Origin of the sequence: Sphingomonas epibiotica, from assembly GCF_039615155.1 — a bacterium.
GTDB lineage: Bacteria > Pseudomonadota > Alphaproteobacteria > Sphingomonadales > Sphingomonadaceae > Sphingomonas.
The window spans coordinates 132,452-151,707 of record NZ_JBDGHY010000001.1; the positions used below are offsets into that span (position 1 = coordinate 132,452).

Genomic DNA, 19,256 nt, shown 5'->3' on the forward strand with positions numbered 1-19,256 from the left:
CCCGTATCGAAGTACCTGGTCACGAGCGGTCCTTCGATACGCCATTTCGACAAGCTCAATGGCTACTCAGGACGAACGGGTAAAGCTCACGTCATGCTCCAGGACGCAGCGTGGCGGCGAGCGAGGTGGTGGCGCTGCCGCGGCGGGCCGGTTGCGGTTGGCTGGGGGCGGGGGCCCAGCCGGTCAGGTAGATGACCTCGAACTGTTCGACGGTCCGGCCATCGGGATCGGCGCGGTCGGCAAAGGCACTGGCCGCTGCCATCAATCCGGCGCGACCCAGCGGTGCGGGATCGAGCAGTCCGGTCGCGCCCATGCCGCGCAGATCGTCGACCAAGCGACCCAGCCCGGCATATCGGACCGTCAGCGTTTCCGAATCGGCGACGGGTAGCGCGAACCCGGCCCGGACGAGGAGGTCGCCGGCCGAGCGCAGGTCGATTTGCGGATGGACACGGCCGGCCGGCCGATCGCCCTCGGCAGTCAGCAGCGATTGACGCAGCGTGGCCAGCGTCCTGCCACCGGTGAAGGCGGCAAGGAACAGGCCATCGGGGCGCAGCGTCCGCCGGATCAGCGTCAGTGCGCCGGGCAGGTCGTTGACGCTGTCGAGCACGCCGACCGATACCACCAGATCGAACGCGCCATCGGCAAAGGGCAGCCGGTCCTCGTCCCCCTGCACGCCGTCCGCTGCTCGAGCGAAAGCGAAACCCGGATCGAAGCGGGCGATGCGCGCGCCCGGCGGGGGCATGAAGGCGCCGTCGTGGCAGCCGAGGTCGAGCACGTCGGTGAATTGCCGCGTCACCGCCTGCAACCGGTCCTCAATCCCCTCCAGCATGTAGCGGTGCAGGAAATTGGCGCGCGCGAAGCCGGCCTGGGCACGGTCGCGATGCAGGCGGCGGCGCTGACGATCGAAGATATCGGGGGCGTTCACGACGCCGCTTGTGCCGGGTGGCGCGCGCGGCGACAAGGGGGCATGCCGTTTGCCCGCGTTCCTGTCGTAGCACTGAAACGGCTGGTCGCTCTGGCGCTGCCGCCGCGCTGCCCGGGCTGTGGCGAGGTGGTCGAGGCCGATCATCGTTTTTGTGCCAAGTGCTGGTCGGGATTGCGTTTTCTGGGCGATCCGGCATGCGCGACCTGCGGCGCGCCGTTTGCGATCGATCGGGGAAGAGACGCGCGTTGCGCGCCGTGTCTTGTCGCGCCACCGGCGCATGACGGACTGCGCGCCGCCGTCGCCTATGGCCCGGTCGCGCGGGATGTCGCGCTGAAGCTGAAATATGGCGGTCGACTGGCGCTGGCGGAGACGATAGCGCGGCTGATGCACCGGCACCTGCCGGACGACGCGACCCTGATCGTGCCGGTGCCGCTGCATCGACGACGATTATGGACCCGCGGATATAATCAGGCGCTGCTGATCGCCAACGGACTGTCGCGCCTGTCGGGCGTCGCGGTCGCACGCGACGCGCTGCGACGGACGCGCCCCACGCCGGCGCTGAAGGGGATGAACGGTCGCAGGCGATCGCAGGCAGTGCGCGGCGCGTTCATGGCGTCCGATCCGGGGCGGGTCGCCGGGCAGGCGGTGGTGCTCGTCGACGACGTTCATACCAGCGGCGCGACCGTTGCCGCCTGTACCAAGGTGCTGCGTGCCGCCGGTGCGACGCGGGTGACGATCCTTTGCTGGGCACGCGTCGTCGGTGCAGACGATTGACAAGCCCGATCGCCGGACACACCTGAACCAGCATGGCTAATATCATCATCTATACGAAGGCGTTCTGCCCCTATTGCACCCGCGCCAAGCGGTTGCTCGACGAGAAGGGCGCCGCCTATGACGAGATCGACATCACGCTCGGCGGGTCGAAGCGGCAGGAGATGCTGGCGCGCGCCAACGGCCGGACGACGGTGCCGCAAATCTTCATCGGTGACACCCATGTCGGCGGGTCGGACGATCTGGCGGCGCTGGAACGCGCGGGCAAGCTGGACGCGCTGCTGGCGTGACCCGTATCGCGCTGCTCCAGATGACGGCGGGTATCGACCGCGACGCCAATGCTGCCGTGTTGGTGAAGGCGATCGAGCAGGCGGCGGCGGGTGGCGCGACGATGCTGTTCACCCCCGAAATGTCGGGCCTGATCGACCGGGACCGCGAGCGCGCAGCCGCGTCGATCGTGAGCGAAGACGCCGATCCGGTGCTGCATTCGGTAAGCGAGGCGGCGGCGCGGGCCGGTATCTGGGTGCATTTGGGGTCGCTGGCGGTGCGGCGGACGGACGGGCGACTGGCCAATCGCGGCTATGTGATCGATGCGACCGGCGTCATCCGCGCGCGCTATGACAAGCTGCACCTGTTCGACGTGACGCTGCCGACCGGTGAGAGCTGGCGCGAATCGGCAAGCTATGCGCCGGGCGAATCGGCGACGGTGGTGGTGACCCCGGCCGGTCGGCTGGGGTTGACCATCTGTTACGATCTGCGCTTTCCCGACCTGTTCCGTGCGCTGAGCGATGCCGGCGCGACGATGCTGGCGGTGCCCGCTGCGTTCACCGTGCCGACCGGTGAGGCGCATTGGCATGTGCTGCTGCGAGCCCGTGCGATCGAAGCGGGGGCGTTCGTCGTCGCTGCCGCGCAGACCGGTCGCCACGCGGACGGCCGGACGACCTATGGCCATTCGCTGGTCGTCGATCCGTGGGGCAAGGTGTTGCGCGATATGGGTGAGGCGGCGGGCGTCGGCTTCGTCGACATCGATCCGGGGCAGGTCGATGCGGTGCGGGCACGGATTCCGGCGATCGAGCATCGCCGCGCGATCCCGCCGGTCGGGATCGTCGCGTGATCGTGTTCGACCTGCGCTGCGGCAATGCCCATGTGTTCGAGGCATGGTTCGCCTCCAGCGATGCCTACGCCGATCAGCGGGGGCGGGGCCTGATTCAATGTCCCATCTGTACCGATGCGACGATCGAGAAGGCGGTGATGGCGCCCAATATCGCGCCGAAGGGTGATCGCGCCGCCGCCCCCACGCCCGAAATGATGAAGGCGGCGCTGCAGACGCTGGCGCAGGCGCAGCAGGCGGCGTTGGCGAATAGCGAATGGGTCGGCACCGCCTTTGCCGATCGGGCGCGGGCGATGCATATTGGCGATGCTGAACCGGCGACGATCCACGGCCAGGCGACCCGTGCCGAGGCGAAGGCGCTGATCGAGGAGGGCGTGGCCGTAGCGCCGCTGTTGCTGCCAGTCGTGCCGCCCGAGCGGGCGAATTAGGGTCGGAGAGGATGAACCCGACCCGTTCGTCCTGAGTAGCCATTGAGCTTGTCGAAATGGCGTATCGAAGGATAGCCCGTAGCGTGTGCTTCGATACGGGTCTTTGACTTCGCTCAGCCCCTACTCAGCACGAACGGATCTACCTCTTGTCACCACGTTATGACGGTGACCGACATGCGGCCGCCTTTCGACGGACGACGCTCGCCGCACACGTCCCTTTCGATCGCCCCAGTGGGGTGGTGGTCTCGGAGGGACTCGAACCCCCGACGCCCGCTTTAGGAAAGCGGCGCTCTGTCCAGCTGAGCTACGAGACCGTCCGTGCGCTGTAGAATGCCGTCGCCCCTCGCGCAACGGTGGCGATCAACTGCCGCATTCCCAGCGGCCGTTGCGATAGAGCCGCTCGCCCCCATCGGCGGTGCGCATGGTCAGCGTGGCCGGCCATGCCTGTATCGAGGCGCCTGCCTGCACCGGGTCGCCAAGCTGGCGTGCGACGGTGAAGGATACGCCGTCGCCGGCAAGGATCGCACCACCCTGTATCGCGTCGCGGCCGGGTGTGGCGGCGGTGATGCGATGGAAACGCTTGTCATATTTGACTAGACCGTCCCCTTCGTCGCGGACCATCAACAACGTGGGCGTACCGGCACCGGCACGGAAGGCACAGCCCGAACCGAGCAGATCCTTGTCCTTAAAGTCGTCATAGACGAGCGGCTGCAATTCCGACGCCGGATGCAGCGATGGCGATGTCGGCACACCGCGCGTCGAAACGACCGCGCCATTGGCCGCCGGATCGACACCGCCCAACGAACCGACCGGCATCGCTGCCTGCGTCGCGTTGGCGTCGGCGGGCGGCTCGGCCGAACAGGCGACGAGCGTGAACGGGAGCAGCAGCGAGGCGAAACGGTTCATCGTTCGAGAACGTCGACTGGTCGCTGCCGTTCCGTCATCCGCGCCCGATCAGGGCCAGCACTTCCTCGCGGCTGCGTTCGTCGTCGCGGAACACGCCCATCATGCGGCTGGTCGTCATGGTGACGCCCGGGGTGCGAACGCCGCGCGCGGTCATGCAGCCATGGGTCGCCTCGATCACCACCGCGACGCCGCGCGGCTGCAGCCCGTTCCAGATGCAGTCGGCGACTTCGGCGGTCAGCCGCTCCTGCACCTGCAACCGGCGGGCATAGCCGTGCAGGACGCGCGCCAGCTTCGAAATGCCGACGACGTGATCCTTTGGCAGATAGGCGATGTGCGCCTTGCCCACGATCGGCGCCATGTGATGTTCGCAATGCGACTGGAACGGAATGTCGCGAAGCAGGACGATCTCGTCATAGCCACCGACTTCCTCGAAGACACGTTCGAGGTGGCGGGCGGGATTGTCGGCATAGCCCTGCGTATATTCCTTCCACGCGCGGGCGACGCGCAGCGGCGTTTCGAGCAGCCCTTCGCGGTTCGGGTCCTCGCCGGTCCAGCGGATGAGGGTGCGGATCGCTTCTGCGACGTCGTCGGGCACCGGAATCTTCGGCGCCGATGCCACCAGGTCGCCGGTCCCGGCATCGTCATTCGCGTCACACATGATCTTCGTCCATTCCCGATATTCGAACTTGTTCGCATCCGCCGCATAAAATCCCTGCATCGGCGCGACTGTGGCTTCCATACCCGTTCGCCGATAAAAGCTGTGCGAAGGTGCAGGTTGCCCGTTGACGCGGGATAGATGCTCCGTCACCAAATGCCAACTGCATTAGCCGGACGATATCGGCAGCGCGGATGAGGGGATGTCATGACGAAGTTCCAACTGCTGGCCGCAACCGCTCTCTCGATAGTCGCCGGCACCAGCCCGACGATCGCACAGACCGCGACTCCGGCGACCGAACCCGCGACCGTCCAGTCGGAAGGGACGACCACGACCGATGACGATTGGGGGAACGAGATCATCGTCACCGCCAACCGTCGCGCCGAACCGATCCAGGACGTGCCGATCGCGGTAACCGCCGTGAATGCGCAGCTGCTCGACGACGCCGGGGTGCGCGACATTCGTGGCCTCGAACAGCTCGCCCCGTCGCTGCAGACCACGACCGGTCAATCGTCGGCGGTGTCGACGTCGCTGTCGATTCGCGGTGTCGGCACCGCAGGCGATAATCCCGGCTTCGAACCAGCGGTCGGGGTGTTCATCGACGGCGTGTTCCGCGCCCGCGCCGGCATCGCCATCGCCGAACTGCCCGAGGTGGAGCGGGTCGAGGTGCTGCGCGGGCCGCAGGGCACGCTCTTCGGGCGGAACACTTCGGCAGGCGCGCTTTCGGTGACGACGGCGATGCCGAAATTCGATCTGGGCGGCTATGTCGAGGGGGAATATGGCAATTACAACGCCTATGAACTGAAGGGCGCCCTGACCGGGCCGGTGTCCGAACAGCTCGCCTTGCGCGTCGACGGCGGCTGGCGGCAGCGCGACGGCTATATCCAGGACGTCAATTCCGACCGTGCGTTCAACGACATCAGCCGCTGGTATGTGCGCGGACAGGCGCTGTACGACACGTCGGCCTTCAGCTTCCGGCTGATCGGCGACTATTACCAGACCGACGAACAATGCTGCGGCGTGGTCAGCGGCACCCGCGGGGCGACCGCCCCGGCGATCCAGGCAATTGCGGCGCAGCAGGGCCGCACCGGCATCTATACCGGTCCGCCCTCCGACCGGCGCATGGCCGCGTCGCCCAATCGCGATTATGGCGAGGCGGTGCGCGACTGGGGCGTGTCGGGCGAGATAAACGCCGATGTCGGCGAGATGAAACTGACATCGATCAGCGCCTATCGCGACTTCCGGGTGCTGCGGAACCAGGATATCGATTATTCGGGCATCGATCGCGCCTATCGCGACGGATACCGGTCGTCGCTGCGCAACATCACGCAGGAATTGCGGTTGCAGGGGCAGCTGTTCGACGGGAAGCTCGATTTCCTCGTCGGTGGTTTTTACTTAAACGAACAGCTCAAGCTGCGCGACACGGTGCGGCTGGGCAATGATGCCAATCGCTATGTCGATACGCTGCTGGCCGGCGTGTTGGGACAGCCGGCCTCCGCCGGCGGAATCGGACGCGCGGCGCAATTCTATGGCAGCTTTAATGTGCCGACCTTTACGCAGCTCGTCACTTCGCTGCGCGGCGGCGCGGCGTTGCCGGCAGGGACGGTGCCACTATTCTCGCAGCTCCTCTATGCGCAGAGCCCGCAGTTGCAGGCGGCGGGTGCCGCTAACCCGGCGCTGTTCGCCTATTTCAACACGCCGCTGACCCCGAACGTCGCCGGGCAGGGCAACAACAATGACGATTTCCAAGTCGATACCAACGCCTTCGCGCTGTTTACCCATAATATCGTCAACATCACCGACCAGCTCTCGCTCACGCTTGGCCTGCGCTACAATTACGAGCGCAAGGAGCTGGCGGCGACGGTCAACAGCAATCCGGCGGCGTGCGGCTTCTTCCTCGGCAACGATCCGCGCGCGGTCACCTATCGCAACGCGATCCGTGCAGCGAGCCCGGCCCTGTTCCAGAACCTGTTCCTGCTTAGCTGCAACCCCGCAGTGTCGAGCGAATTCAACGGCAATTACACCCATGATCGCTCGGAAAGCCGCCTGACCGGCACCGCCAAGCTGGCGTACAAGTTCACGCCCGATATCCTCGGCTATGCCAGCTATGATCGTGGCTTCAAATCGGGCGGCTACAATCTCGATCAGGCGAGCTTCGATACAACGGTACTGGGCGGCGACGGCGCACAAGCGACGGATCTGGAATTCGGGGCGGAAACGGTCGACAGCTACGAACTGGGCTTCAAGACCAGCTTCACCCGGCAATTCTCATTCAATGCGGCGCTGTTCTACCAGAAGTTCAAGGGGCTGCAGTCGCTGATCTTTGCCGGCAACAGCTTCGTCGTACAGAACGTGCCGCGATCGACCGCCAAGGGCGTCGAGCTCGAATCGCTGATCCAGCCGATCCGCGAATTGAGCTTCCGCTTCGGCTATACGTTGCTCGACGCGTCCTACGATGCCGATAACGACTTTAGCGGGACCCCGCTCCAGAACCAGCAAGGGCGGCAATTCCTGAACCAGCCGCGCAACGTCGTGACCGTGGCGGCGACATGGCAGCCGCGCCTGACCAGCACGCTCAACGCGCTGTTCCATGTCGATATGCGCTATAACAGCGACGTGTCGATCGTGCGCGACGGCACAGGGGCGACCACGGTCGGCAATGACGGCTATCCGCTGCTGAACGGCAAGATCGGCATCGCGACCGATGACCGCCGCAAGCAACTCGAATTCTTCGTCGAAAATATCACCAACCAATATTACAATATCTCGGGCTTCGCGATCCCCGAGCAGACCGGCACCTATGGCGTCTATCCGGCCATGCCGCGCTTCTACGGCGTGCGCGCGCGGTTCGGCTTCTGACGGCGCGATAGGCGGTATACGCTGGATCGAGCGGAAAAATCGTGGAATCGTTGGAGCGGTTTGTCGCTTTTCCCCCGCGACAACCGTAGCGTAACCTTGCATAACCGTCGGCCTGCCGTGCCCACGGGGTGCGGCCCTGCAGGGGGATAGGAGAAATATTATGGCCAAGGAAACCACGACGACCGGCGGCGCCCGGGGCGGAATCGCGAAGCCGGTGACGCCGTCGGCCGATCTGGCGAAGATTACCGGATCCGACCCGCTGCCCCGCAGCGAAGTTGTCAGCAAGATGTGGGAATATATCAAGAAGCACGACCTTCAGAATCCGAAGGACAAGCGTGAGATTCTCGCCGACGAAACGCTCGAAAAGCTGTTCGGCAAGAAATCGTGCTCGATGTTCGAAATGAACAAGCTGCTCAGCGCGCACATGAAGTAACGTCGTCCGGCGCGAACCCGCGCCGCCGTTACGAACCGAACGCCGTCCGGTCGATGCCGGGCGGCGTTTTTCGTTTCGTAACAAAGCTTTGCCGGCGGAAATTTCGGAGCGCGGCCTCGCTGCGATCAGTTATGTACGTATCGGACGGAAGTCCGATTTCGGTCACCGGTCAGCATGGGCCGGGACCATCCGCAGAAGGACAAGGAGAACGGGAATGACGTTCGGAATGGTCGGGCTGTTGCTGGGTGCAATGGTGGCCGCGCCAGATAGCGGCATCGAGCACAAGGTCCGCATCGACCACCGCACCGGCACGGTGGAATCACAGTACATCGCCGATGTCCGCATCACGCACAAACAGGTCGGCACGGTCGGCGTCGGCGGCCGCCCCTCGACGCTGCGCTGCTTGTGGAGCGCGGGGCTGGTCGTCGACCGGCAGGCGCGGCATGCGTCGGGGTCGACCATGGCTCGTACGTTTGCGCATGACGGCGTCGTCGCGGGCAGTCGGCCAGGCTGGTGCAGCGCGCAGCAGCGTTCGATCGCACAGGAGGTCGCCGCCCGGCAGCCCGAGTTGCGCGAGCGGCTGGTTCGATTGGCGCAGGACGATCATGGCGTGCTGCATGCCGAAATCGACCGGATGCACGGGACGACCCAGGCCGGATGATCGGCCGGATCATGCTAGGTGCGGCGTCGTTGCTGCCGTTGGCGGCAGCGCATGCGCAGTCGCTGCCATCCGGCGGTGTCGAAGCAACGATCGACGAGCGGCGTCGCGGACTTAGCTGGAGCGAAGGCCGGGCTTCGGTGTCGGGCGATCTCGCCGTCACGCTGGGAACGATCGAACTGGACGCCCGGATTGCGGCGCTGCGCGGATCGATACGGCATGACGGTGCCGATGCGGTGGCCGATCTGGGCGCGGCGTTCGTGACGGGTGTCGGGCCGTTCCAGCTTCGCGCGCGGGCCATCGGCCATGTTTTTGCCGGCTCGCGGAGCAGCATGAACTATGGCGAGATCGGCGGCGATGCGCGCTACACGCTGGGTCCGGTGGAACTGATCGCCGGTGCCCTTTACGCACCGCCGCAGGACGCGATCGGGGGCAGCAACCTGTATATGTCGGCGCAGGCGGTGGCGGGCATCCCAATGACGCCGTTCACGCTGGTCGGCGGGGTCGGACGGTCGGCGGGAACGGTCGACGATCCCACGCGTGCCGACCGGCTGCGACCGGGGGGCAGCTATCGCGACTGGCGGCTGGGCGTGGAGCATGTGACCGGACCGCTGACACTGGCGCTCGATTATGTCGGGACCGATCTGGCCGAAGGGCGGCCGGTCAGCGCTATCGGTGATCGCGGGAATAGTGGCGACCGGGTGCTCGCGCGGGCGCGCTTCGCTTTTTGACCTTCGCGAGATAGTCGTATCCCCGCTTGCGCGGGGATAGATTTGAGGACGAGGTGTGGGCTTACCCCCGCGCGGCCGCGTTGGCCGCGCTCAGCGCCGCCCGGACCGTTGCGGTCGCGACATCGCCATCGATGCCAACACCGAATACGCGCCGGCCATCGGGCAGGCTGCATTCGAGATAGGCGGCGGCCTGCGCATCCGCGCCATGGCCGATCGCATGCTCGCTATAATCGATCACGTCCATGTCGATGCCGCCCTCTTCGCGCAGCGCGGCGAGGAGACCGGACAGCAGGCCGTTGCCCTTGCCCGAAATCGAGCGTTCTTCTCCGTCCAGCCGGACGCGCCCGACAAAGGTACGTGGCGGCCCGCCCCCCGGCGCATGCGTCTCGGCATAGTCGATCAGGGCATAGCGGTCCTTGCCATGCGGCAGATAGGCGTCGTGGAACGCAGCCCAAATATCAGCGGCGTTCAGCTCGCGGCCGAGCTTATCGGCCATCGCCTGCACATGGCGGCTGAAATCGGCCTGCAACCGCTTGGGCAGTTTAAGCCCCTTGTCCTGTTCCAGCACCCACGCCACGCCGCCCTTGCCCGACTGCGAATTGACGCGGATCACGGCTTCATAGCTGCGGCCGAGATCGGCGGGGTCGATCGGCAGATAGGGGACTTCCCAAAGCCCGTCATTGCGCACCGCCTGCGCAGCCATGCCCTTCTTGATCGCGTCCTGATGGCTGCCCGAAAAGGCGGTGAACACCAGATCGCCGGCATAGGGCGTGCGCGGATGGACGGGCAGGGCGGTGCAGTAATTCACCGTATTCACGACTTCGTCGATATCCGACAGGTCGAGCGCCGGGTCGACGCCCTGTGTGTACAGGTTCAAGGCGACGGTCACGAGGTCGCAATTGCCGGTCCGCTCGCCATTGCCGAGCAGGCAGCCCTCGACCCGGTCGGCTCCCGCCATCAGACCCAGTTCGGCGGCAGCGACGCCGGTGCCGCGGTCGTTATGGGTGTGCAGCGAGATCACGACGCTGTCGCGGTTCGGCACGTTGCGGCAGAACCATTCGATCTGATCGGCATAGACGTTGGGCGTCGCCGCCTCGACCGTCGCGGGCAGGTTGAGGATCAGTGGCTTGTCCGGCGTCGGTTGCAACACCTCCATTACCGCCGCGCAGACCTCGACCGAGAAATCGAGTTCGGCGGTCGAGAAGGTTTCAGGGCTGTATTCGAAGCGCCAGTCGGTGTTCGGCCGCCTCGCGGCTTCATCGCGCAGCACCTTGGCACCGGCGACCGCGATCGCCTTTACCTCGGGACGTTCCATGCCGAACACGATCCGCCGCCAAGCCGGGCTGACCGCATTGTAGAGATGTACGATCGCCTGCTTCGCGCCGTCGAGGCTTTCGAAGCTGCGTTCGATCAGGTCACGGCGCGACTGGGTCAGCACCTGCACCCAGACGTCGTCGGGGATGCGGTCCTGCTGCACCAGCCCGGAGATGAAGTCGAACTCGGTCGCTCCCGCAGATGGAAAACCGACCTCGATCTCCTTCAACCCGACCTTGAGCAGCAGGTCGAAGAAGCGGTTCTTTTTCTCGGCGCCCATCGGGTCGATCAGCGCCTGATTGCCATCGCGCAGGTCGGTCGACAACCAGCGCGGCGCGGTCGTGATGGTGCGCGACGGCCATTGCCGGTCGGGGAGGTCGATGGTCGGGAAGGGGCGGTATTTGGTCGAAGGATCGCGCAACATGTCGTCTACAGCCTGTCTGGGGGCGTCGTGCGGACGCCGGTATCTGCCGAAAAGGTTCGATACTCCCTCAGGGAAGGCGCACGCGCGTGCGATCCTGCCCTAAGGGCGGCTAAGTCGTAGCAGGCTGGCGAACGCGCGGACCATGGCGCGTCTGTGGGCAAAAGCGGGCCGAATGTCCAGCGCCGATGGCAAAGACACCGGTTGGTAATATTTTGTGGTTCAGTGCCAATAAGTTGGACGGGCAACGCATCGGAATGTCATGCTGCAACTAATCTATGTGAGTACGGCGCGAAGCAGTGAGACGATCGATCTCGACGACATTCTCGCCAAATCGCGGCGTAACAATCGACGCGACGGGATCACCGGGCTGCTGCATGCGAAGGGGCGGCGGTTCTTACAGGCGCTGGAGGGCGATGTGGTCAAAGTCGAAGCGGCTTATGCCCGCATCGCCGGGGATCCGCGCCATTTCGCCCTTGTCGTGCTGTCGCGGCGCTTGGTCGAGGCACGCGAATTCGGCGACTGGGCGATGGCGACCGATGATGGCAGCGGGACCGCGGTCGCACAGGTAGGGAAGCTGGTCGAAGGCGCCGCGCCGAGCGTGCGCGGCACCTTCGAGGGATTTGCGGGAATGCGCGCGGCCTGAACCGCGCGCCACCGCCTCAGGCTGCGACGAAGGCAGCGTTGATCGTCAGGTCGACCTTGTCCGACACTGCCGGTACGGCAAAGCCCAGACCGAAGTCGCTCCGGTTGATCGAACCCGTAGCAACGAAGCCGATATTCTTCTTCTTGTTCATCGGGTTCTCGCCCGCGCCCATGAAGCGGACGGTCAACTGCACGGGCTTGGTCTGGTCCTTGATCGTCAGATTGCCGGCCATCATCCAGTGATCGCCCATCGGCTGGATTCGGGTCGAGACGAACTCGGCGGTCGGATAAGTGGCGACGTCGAAGAAGTCCTTCGACTTGAGATGGTTCGCGAATTGCGGGCTGGTCACGGTCAGCGAGTCGGCAATGTTGAAGTCGATCGTCACCTTGCTCGCAGCGGCGTTCTTCGGGTCGATCGTCGCCGAGCCACCCGTCGCGCCGAACAGGCCGTCGAGCATCGAGAAGCCCATGTGGTTCACGCGCCAGGCGACCTGCGTATGGGCGGTGTCGACGGTGTAGTTGCCGGCGGTGACGCGGGCCTTATCGGGCGCGCCCGGCATCTGAGCGACCGTCGGGGCGGCGACGGCGAACAGGGCGGCGGCAAGGATCAGGGGCGTGCGCATTTTGGAGCTCTCCGGTTGAAGCGAAGTCAGGATGCCGCCTTTGTCGGGGGCGCCGCGCTTCTGGTCAAATACCGGATGCGAAACGATCGGTTTCGGTTTCGGTGCCGTGGGTTGGCGCTCACGGTATAGCAACGCGCCCGTCATCCCGGCGGAAGCCGGGATCCATTGTGTCGGGTGGTATCGATTGGTCGCGACTGTGCCGCGTCCATGGATCCCGGCCTTCGCCGGGATGACGGGCGATGGATGCGGCCCGCCCGTCGGTCGCGGCAAAGCCGCGCCCCGAGGGGCGGGCTTTGTCGCGCCGGCCGGTCGAAGAATTGTCGAGTGCAGCGGTGTACCGCTGCGCTCAGTCAATTCTTCGACTGGTCCACCAGCTTGTTGGCACCGATCCACGGCATCATTGCGCGCAGCTCCGCACCGGTCTTCTCGATCGGATGCGCCGCCGCCTGCTTGCGTGCTGCCTTCAGTTCGGGCTGGCCGGCGCGGTTGTCGAGGACGAAGTTCTTCACGAAGCGGCCCGACTGGATATCGGCGAGCACGCGCTTCATTTCCTTCTTGGTTTCGTCGGTGATGATGCGCGGGCCGGTGACGATGTCGCCATATTCGGCGGTGTTGGAGATCGAATAGCGCATGTTGGCGATGCCGCCCTCATACAGCAGGTCGACGATCAGCTTGGTTTCGTGCAGGCACTCGAAATAGGCCATTTCCGGGGCATAGCCGGCCTCGACCAGCGTTTCGAACCCGGCCTGGATCAGGTGGGTCACGCCGCCGCACAGCACGGCCTGCTCGCCGAACAGGTCGGTTTCGCATTCTTCGCGGAAATTGGTTTCGATGATGCCCGAACGGCCGCCGCCGACGCCCGACGCATAGGCGAGCGCGATGTCATGGGCGTTGCCCGATGCGTCCTGATGGATCGCGACGAGGCAGGGCACGCCGCCACCCTTTACATATTCGCTGCGCACGGTGTGGCCGGGACCTTTCGGCGCGATCATGATGACGTCGACGTCGGCGCGCGGTTCGATAAGGCCGAAATGGACGTTCAGACCATGAGCGAAGGCCAGTGCCGAACCCGGCTTCAGGTTCGCATGGATGTCATCGGCATAGATCGCGGCCTGATGCTCGTCGGGTGCGAGGATCATGAGGATATCGGCCCATGCGGCGGCTTCGGCGTTCGGCATCACCTTGAAGCCCGCGCCCTCGGCCTTTGCGGCGCTGGCCGAACCGGGGCGCAGCGCGATGGCGACGTTCTTGACGCCCGAACCGCGCAGGTTTTGCGCATGGGCATGGCCCTGCGAACCATAGCCGAGGATCGCGATCTTCTTGTCGCTGATGAGGTTCAGATCGGCGTCGCGATCATAATAGACACGCATGTGGGTTCCCTTTCGAAATTGGCGCAGTCCCGGTTTCGGGCGCGATGGATGGGTTCAGGCGGCCTCTCGTCCGCGGGCGATGGCGGCGATGCCGGTGCGAGCAACCTCGACCAGACCGACTTCAGCCATCAATTCGGTGAACTTGTCGATCTTTTCGATCGATCCCGTCACCTCGAACACGAAACTCGACACGGTCGCATCGACCACCCGGGCGCGATAGACCTCGGCGAGGCGCAGCGCCTCGATGCGCTGCTCGCCGGTGCCGACGACCTTCACCAGCGCCAACTCGCGTTCGACATGCGCCCCCTGCACGGTCAGGTCGACGACCTTGTGGACCGGCACCAGCCGGTCGAGCTGGGCGATGATCTGTTCCATCACCGGGGGCGATGCGCTGGTGACGATGGTAATCCGGCTAACCGCCTTGTCGACGGTGATTTCCGAAACGGTCAGGCTTTCGATATTATAGCCGCGCCCCGAGAACAGCCCAGCGATGCGCGCGAGGATGCCAGGTTCGTTGTCGACGAGCACGGCCAGCGTGTGCCGTTCGGTCTTTTCGGTCTTGATGTGCATTCTGAAAAATTCCTCCCCGGCACGGGGAGGGGGACCAGCCGCAGGCTGGTGGAGGGGGACCTCCACCAGCGCTACGTATGAGACGATCCCCCTCCACCGCTCTTCGAGCGGTCCCCCTCCCCGCGAGCGGGGAGGAACTAAAAGGTCAAACCAGCGCCTTGGCCTCGTCGTCCATCTCGCCCGAGACTTCGTTGGCCTGCAGGATCATGTCGGTATGCGCCGCGCCCGACGGGATCATCGGGAAGCAATTGGCGAGTTTCGCCACCATGCAGTCGACGATCACCGGGCCGTCATGGTCGAGCATCGCCTGGATGCCGGCCTTGAGCTGATCCGGCCCTTCGATGCGGATGCCCTTCCAGCCATAGGCCTCGCCCAGCTTCACGAAGTCGGGCAGCGAGTCCGAATAGCTGTTCGAGTAGCGCGAGCTATAGGTCAGTTCCTGCCACTGGCGGACCATGCCCATATATTCGTTATTGAGGATGAACACCTTGACCGGCAGCCGATATTGCGTCGCCGTCGCCAGCTCCTGGATGTTCATCTGGATCGACGCCTCACCGGCGATGTCGATGCACAGCGCTCCCGGATTGCCGAGCTGCGCGCCGATCGCGGCGGGCAAGCCATAGCCCATCGTGCCGAGACCGCCGCTGGTCAGCCACTTGTTCGGTGCTTCGAACCCGAAATGCTGCGCGGCCCACATCTGGTGCTGACCGACTTCGGTCGACACGATCGGCGCGCGATGCTTGGTCGCCTCGTACAGCGCACGGATCGCCCGCTGCGGCATGATTTCCTTGGTCGACTCCGGGAAGTCGAGGCAGCGCTTCGCCCGCCAGCCATCGATCTTCGACCACCATGCCGACAGGTCGGGCTTGGGATGCTGGCGCGCCTTCCACACGCGGACCATGTCCTCCATCGCGTGACCGGCATCGGCGATGATGCCGAGATCGGCACGGACGATCTTGTTCACGCTGGAACGGTCGATATCGATATGGACCTTGCGGCTGCGCGGGGAAAAGGCATCGAGCCGCCCCGTCACCCGGTCGTCGAAGCGCGCGCCGATCGCGACGACCAGATCGGCCTCGTTCATCGCCATATTCGCTTCGTAAGTGCCGTGCATGCCGAGCATCCCCAGCCATTGCGGGCTGGATGCGGGCAGGGCGCCCAGACCCATCAGCGTCGAAGTGACCGGCGCGCCCGAAATCCGCGCGAGTTCGCGCAGCAGCTGCGACGCGCCCGGACCCGAATTGATGATACCGCCACCGGTGTAGAGCACCGGGCGTTCCGCGGCGGCCAGCATGTCGACGACCTGTTCGATCGCCGCCCGGTCGGCCTTCACCTTCGGGCGATAGGTCTTGTGCTGGATCGGGCCGGGCTTGGTATAGCGCGCGGTCGCGACCTGCACGTCCTTGGGAATGTCGATCACGACCGGGCCGGGGCGACCGGCCGTGGCGATGTGGAACGCCTCGTGAATGACATGGCCGAGCTTGGCCGGATCCTTCACCAGATAATTGTGCTTGCAGCAGTGGCGCGTGATGCCGACGGTGTCGGCCTCCTGAAACGCGTCGGTGCCGATCAGCGCGGTCGGAACCTGTCCGGTGATGACGACCATCGGGATCGAGTCGAGCAGCGCGTCGGTGATGCCGGTGACGGCGTTGGTCGCCCCCGGACCCGAAGTGACCAGCACGACGCCCGGCTTGCCGGTCGAACGGGCATAGCCCTCCGCCGCATGGGTGGCAGCCTGTTCGTGGCGGACGAGGATGTGCTTGATCCGGCTATGTTCGAACAGCGCATCATAGATCGGCAGGACCGCGCCACCCGGATAGCCGAATACGACTTCCACGCCGAGGTCGACGAGGGCCTCGACCAAAATGGCGGCTCCACTCTTCTCGGTCATGGGTCTTCAACTCCTCAAACAATTTCGCAGGCGCGATAGCACCGTTGGAGCGGTGTCGCTAGTCGCCATAAATGTACGTGTCAACCGTCATCGACGTAATAAAGTGTCGAATTGGTCCAAAAGTCCGCATGTTTCGGTTTCGCTGGTGCGAAGCCAATCGTCCGGCGGCTGGTTGCGGAACCACGTATATTGCCGTTTGGCATATTGCCGCGTTGCGAAACGGGCTTCGCGCAGCGCTTCGTCGCGGGTCCATTCGCCGTTTTGCCAGCGTTCGATCTCCATCACGCCGATCGCACGACGGACCGAGGCCTGTGACGCGATATCGTCGCGCGCCAGCAGCGCCGCCACTTCCTCGACCGCGCCGCCATCGAACATCGCCGCCAAGCGACGGTCGCAGCGTTCCGTCAGCCAGTCGCGCTCTGGCAGAAGAATGATCGGCGAAATGGCGATGCGATCGCCGATGCCGCCGGTGCGGTCGCGCTGCCAGTCGGCAAGCGTCCGTCCGGTCGACCGCACCACTTCGAGGGCGCGGGCGATACGGGTGGTGTCGGCGGGGTTCAGCCGCACGGCAGCTTCCGGGTCGGCGGATCGCAGCGCTTCGGCCGCGTCCGCGACCGGCAGCGCCCGGACCGTTTCGCGAATGGCGGGATCGATCTCCGGGACGGGCGCGATACCGTCGATCAGCGTGCGCAGATACAGGCCGGTGCCGCCGACCAGTACCGGCAGCTTGCCAGCCGCATGGGCAGCGTCGATCTCGCGGATGGCGTCCTTCGCCCATGCTGGCGCCGAATAGCTGTCCGCGCCGTCGACATGGCCGAACAGCCGGTGCGGCGCCTGTGCTTCCTCCTGTGGGGACGGGCGGGCGGAGAGGATGCGCAGGTCGCGATAGACCTGCGCGCTGTCGGCATTGATGACGACGCCGTCATGCGCGCGGGCAATTTCGATCGCGAGCGCGGACTTGCCGCTGGCGGTCGGGCCTGCGATGAGCGCGACCCTCGGACGGTCAGGAGAATTCGCCATGTTCATCGCCACGCTGATAGCAGCTGAATCGATCGCCGCGGGCGATATTTCCGCCGCTGCAGACCGGCTCGATGGGGCTAACTGTCTGGTCGAGGGCTGGACGTGGATCGACGAGGGCCGGGCTGCCGATATCCGCTTCGCCGACGAACCGCGCGCCGCGCGGGCCGCGATAGAATGCGTGTTTGCCGGTACGGACGTCGCCGTCCAGCCCGCCAGTAACCGCGAAAAGAAGCTGTTGGTCGCCGACATGGATTCGACGATGATAACCGTCGAGTGCATCGACGAACTGGCCGACTATGCCGGCATCAAGGCCCAGATCGCAGAAGTGACCGAGCGCGCAATGCGCGGCGAACTCGACTTCGCATCGGCACTCGACGCGCGGGTGGCACTCTTGGAAGGGCTGGACGAGAGCGCGATCCAGCGCTGCCTCGATGAACGGGTCAAGCTGATGCCGGGCGCGGAGACGCTGATCCGGACGATGCGCGCGCGCGGCGCCATGACCATCCTCGTCTCTGGAGGCTTCACCCGCTTCGCCGAACCGGTCGGGACCGACCTCGGCTTTCACCGGATGATCGCCAACCGCCTGCTGATCGAGGACGGCAAGCTTACCGGCAAGGTCCGCAAGCCGATCGTCGATGCGACGACCAAGGAGGTCACGCTCCTCCAGGCGATCGACGAACTGGGGATCGATCCGGCGGTGACCCTGGCAGTGGGCGACGGTGCCAACGACCTACCGATGATCCGTCGCGCGGGGCTGGGCGTCGCCTATCACGCCAAGCCGATCGTCGCCGCCGAAGCAGGCGTGCGGATCGACCATAACGACCTGACCGCGCTGCTCTATATACAGGGGATCGCGTCCGCCGCCTGGGCGGCGGACTGAAGGTCAGCGTTTGACCGGCACGCAGGTCGTCGGGCGGATCGCGGCACAGGCGCGGCCCGCCTCGGCACTGGTGGCGAACGGGCCGATCTGCAAACGGGTGACGCCGCCGGCATCGTCATAGAAGGGCTGACGGCCGGCGAACCGGCTCGCAACCTCTCCCCATAGCCGCCGCGCGTTGCCCGCATCACGGAACGCGCCGAGCTGTACGCGCCAATCGCCGCTGGCGACCGGCAGCTTCGCGACGGGCCTGGGGGCGGGGGCAGGCTTCGCGACCGGGGCGGGCGGGGCCGGCGCTGCCTGCGCCTGTGGCACGGTCGCGACGGGCAGGGCGGGGCGTCCCGCGCCGCGTTCCAGATCGCGGGCCATGGCCAGTGCCGCCTGCCGATCGGGCAACGGGACGTAGCGGTCCATCTGTGCCAGCGTCGCCGACGCCTGCGGCAATCCGGCCGACGACGCGCGCGTCATCAGCGCATAGGCGCGCCGCCAGTCCTTCGGGACGGCATCGCCGTTGAACAACATGGTGCCGAGCACGAACTGGCTACGCGCCTCGCCCCGCTCGGCGGATTTCTCCAGCCACCGGACGGCTTCGGCACGCTTGCCGTTCTGGAACAGGATCAGACCGTAATTGTCCTCGGCCTGGCGATGGCCCTGCTGGGCAGCGCGGGCATACCATGTTTCGGCTTCGGTCAGGCTCATCGGCACGCCGCGGCCGAGCTTGTACGCCTGCCCCAGATTGAACTGCGCATCGGCGTCGCCCGCGACTGCCGGATCGCGCCATTCTTTCACCGCCGTCGCCCAGTCGCCGCGCGACCACGCCTCGACTCCGGCCTTCACATCGGCCAACGCCGGCGCCGCCAGCATCGCCACCGCCATCGCCAGCCCCTTCGCACCGCGCATTCTAATTCCCTTTGCGATCATGCCGATCCATTACCAGCGCTTGTCGATCGGCGGAACGGCTTTCGCGATCCGCCGTCCCCGTACCGGACGTTAACCGCATTTTAGCGACGACCATGCGACTCCCGGCGTCAAGAGAAGGGAGACGTTG

20 protein-coding genes and 1 tRNA gene are annotated in these 19,256 nt (G+C 65.5%); 10 read left to right on the top strand and 11 right to left on the bottom strand.

All coding sequences use genetic code 11. The features are described 5' to 3' along the window. Positions 1–91: 91 nt before the first annotated feature. Positions 92–925, bottom strand: coding sequence for a class I SAM-dependent methyltransferase (locus AAIO73_RS00680; RefSeq protein WP_345875567.1), 834 nt, complete (start codon positions 923–925; stop codon positions 92–94). A 42-nt stretch (positions 926–967) separates the two neighbouring features. On the opposite strand from AAIO73_RS00680, the gene AAIO73_RS00685 reads away from it, so the two are divergent. The 4 genes from AAIO73_RS00685 to AAIO73_RS00700 are packed head-to-tail and all read left to right on the top strand — an operon-like array spanning position 968 to position 3,235. Continuing rightward, positions 968–1,699: a double zinc ribbon domain-containing protein gene (locus tag AAIO73_RS00685; protein WP_345875568.1), complete on the top strand. Its 732-nt coding sequence runs from the start codon at positions 968–970 to the stop codon at positions 1,697–1,699. 32 nt (positions 1,700–1,731) lie between these two features. After that, on the top strand, positions 1,732–1,986 hold the full coding sequence (grxC, locus tag AAIO73_RS00690; RefSeq protein WP_345875569.1) for a glutaredoxin 3: 255 nt from the start codon (positions 1,732–1,734) through the stop codon (positions 1,984–1,986). After that, positions 1,983–2,810, top strand: a complete 828-nt coding sequence (locus tag AAIO73_RS00695; RefSeq protein WP_345875570.1) for a carbon-nitrogen hydrolase family protein — start codon at positions 1,983–1,985, stop codon at positions 2,808–2,810. The genes grxC and AAIO73_RS00695 overlap by 4 nt, the downstream gene beginning before the upstream one ends. Then, the gene (locus tag AAIO73_RS00700; protein ID WP_345875571.1) at positions 2,807–3,235 is read left to right on the top strand and encodes a DUF1178 family protein; all 429 of its coding nucleotides are present in this window, start codon (positions 2,807–2,809) and stop codon (positions 3,233–3,235) included. Before AAIO73_RS00695 ends, AAIO73_RS00700 begins: the two co-directional genes overlap by 4 nt. A 237-nt stretch (positions 3,236–3,472) precedes the next feature. Here AAIO73_RS00700 and AAIO73_RS00705 read toward each other — a convergent pair. From AAIO73_RS00705 to folE, 3 genes are all read right to left on the bottom strand, one after another. Next, positions 3,473–3,549 (bottom strand) — tRNA-Arg (locus tag AAIO73_RS00705). A 46-nt stretch (positions 3,550–3,595) separates the two neighbouring features. Next, positions 3,596–4,141, bottom strand: a complete 546-nt coding sequence (locus tag AAIO73_RS00710; RefSeq protein WP_345875572.1) for a hypothetical protein — start codon at positions 4,139–4,141, stop codon at positions 3,596–3,598. 34 nt (positions 4,142–4,175) lie between these two features. Further along, positions 4,176–4,799 carry a GTP cyclohydrolase I FolE gene (gene folE, locus AAIO73_RS00715; RefSeq protein WP_345876295.1) on the bottom strand — a complete coding sequence of 208 codons (624 nt, stop codon included), beginning with the start codon at positions 4,797–4,799 and terminating at the stop codon, positions 4,176–4,178. 204 nt (positions 4,800–5,003) lie between these two features. On the opposite strand from folE, the gene AAIO73_RS00720 reads away from it, so the two are divergent. From AAIO73_RS00720 to AAIO73_RS00735, 4 genes are all read left to right on the top strand, one after another. Then, a complete protein-coding gene (locus AAIO73_RS00720) occupies positions 5,004–7,655 on the top strand; it encodes a TonB-dependent receptor (RefSeq protein ID WP_345875573.1) in 2,652 nt (883 codons plus the stop codon). Between the two features lie 160 nt (positions 7,656–7,815). Then, complete coding sequence (locus tag AAIO73_RS00725) at positions 7,816–8,088, top strand: SWIB/MDM2 domain-containing protein (RefSeq protein WP_055761337.1); 273 nt, start codon at positions 7,816–7,818, stop codon at positions 8,086–8,088. Between the two features lie 214 nt (positions 8,089–8,302). Continuing rightward, positions 8,303–8,749 carry a hypothetical protein gene (locus tag AAIO73_RS00730; protein ID WP_345875574.1) on the top strand — a complete coding sequence of 149 codons (447 nt, stop codon included), beginning with the start codon at positions 8,303–8,305 and terminating at the stop codon, positions 8,747–8,749. After that, positions 8,746–9,477 carry a TorF family putative porin gene (locus tag AAIO73_RS00735; RefSeq protein ID WP_345875575.1) on the top strand — a complete coding sequence of 244 codons (732 nt, stop codon included), beginning with the start codon at positions 8,746–8,748 and terminating at the stop codon, positions 9,475–9,477. Before AAIO73_RS00730 ends, AAIO73_RS00735 begins: the two co-directional genes overlap by 4 nt. Positions 9,478–9,538: 61 nt before the next feature. Here AAIO73_RS00735 and leuA read toward each other — a convergent pair whose 3' ends face one another. Continuing rightward, positions 9,539–11,215 carry a 2-isopropylmalate synthase gene (gene leuA, locus AAIO73_RS00740; protein ID WP_345875576.1) on the bottom strand — a complete coding sequence of 559 codons (1,677 nt, stop codon included), beginning with the start codon at positions 11,213–11,215 and terminating at the stop codon, positions 9,539–9,541. 259 nt (positions 11,216–11,474) lie between these two features. Here leuA and AAIO73_RS00745 point away from each other — a divergent pair, with 259 nt between their 5' ends. Then, positions 11,475–11,858 (top strand): BLUF domain-containing protein, encoded by a 384-nt coding sequence (locus AAIO73_RS00745; protein WP_345875577.1) that lies wholly within the window; start codon positions 11,475–11,477, stop codon positions 11,856–11,858. Between the two features lie 16 nt (positions 11,859–11,874). On the opposite strand, the gene AAIO73_RS00750 is transcribed toward AAIO73_RS00745, so the two are convergent. From AAIO73_RS00750 to miaA, 5 genes are all read right to left on the bottom strand, one after another. Further along, entirely contained in the window at positions 11,875–12,480 is a 606-nt protein-coding gene (locus AAIO73_RS00750; RefSeq protein WP_345875578.1) for a YceI family protein, read from the bottom strand. Positions 12,481–12,830: 350 nt separating this feature from the next. Then, the gene (gene ilvC, locus AAIO73_RS00755; RefSeq protein ID WP_345875579.1) at positions 12,831–13,850 is read right to left on the bottom strand and encodes a ketol-acid reductoisomerase; all 1,020 of its coding nucleotides are present in this window, start codon (positions 13,848–13,850) and stop codon (positions 12,831–12,833) included. Between the two features lie 54 nt (positions 13,851–13,904). Then, entirely contained in the window at positions 13,905–14,420 is a 516-nt protein-coding gene (gene ilvN / locus AAIO73_RS00760; protein WP_345875580.1) for an acetolactate synthase small subunit, read from the bottom strand. Between the two features lie 145 nt (positions 14,421–14,565). Beyond that, positions 14,566–16,311 carry an acetolactate synthase 3 large subunit gene (locus AAIO73_RS00765; protein WP_345875581.1) on the bottom strand — a complete coding sequence of 582 codons (1,746 nt, stop codon included), beginning with the start codon at positions 16,309–16,311 and terminating at the stop codon, positions 14,566–14,568. 87 nt (positions 16,312–16,398) lie between these two features. Beyond that, positions 16,399–17,331 (bottom strand): tRNA (adenosine(37)-N6)-dimethylallyltransferase MiaA, encoded by a 933-nt coding sequence (gene miaA / locus AAIO73_RS00770; RefSeq protein WP_526023752.1) that lies wholly within the window; start codon positions 17,329–17,331, stop codon positions 16,399–16,401. Here miaA and serB point away from each other — a divergent pair. Continuing rightward, positions 17,330–18,211 carry a phosphoserine phosphatase SerB gene (gene serB / locus AAIO73_RS00775; protein ID WP_345875583.1) on the top strand — a complete coding sequence of 294 codons (882 nt, stop codon included), beginning with the start codon at positions 17,330–17,332 and terminating at the stop codon, positions 18,209–18,211. The genes miaA and serB overlap by 2 nt on opposite strands. A gap of 3 nt (positions 18,212–18,214) precedes the next feature. Here the strand turns inward: serB and AAIO73_RS00780 are convergent, their stop codons facing one another. Then, positions 18,215–19,129: an SPOR domain-containing protein gene (locus AAIO73_RS00780; RefSeq protein ID WP_345875584.1), complete on the bottom strand. Its 915-nt coding sequence runs from the start codon at positions 19,127–19,129 to the stop codon at positions 18,215–18,217. Positions 19,130–19,256: the final 127 nt, after the last annotated feature.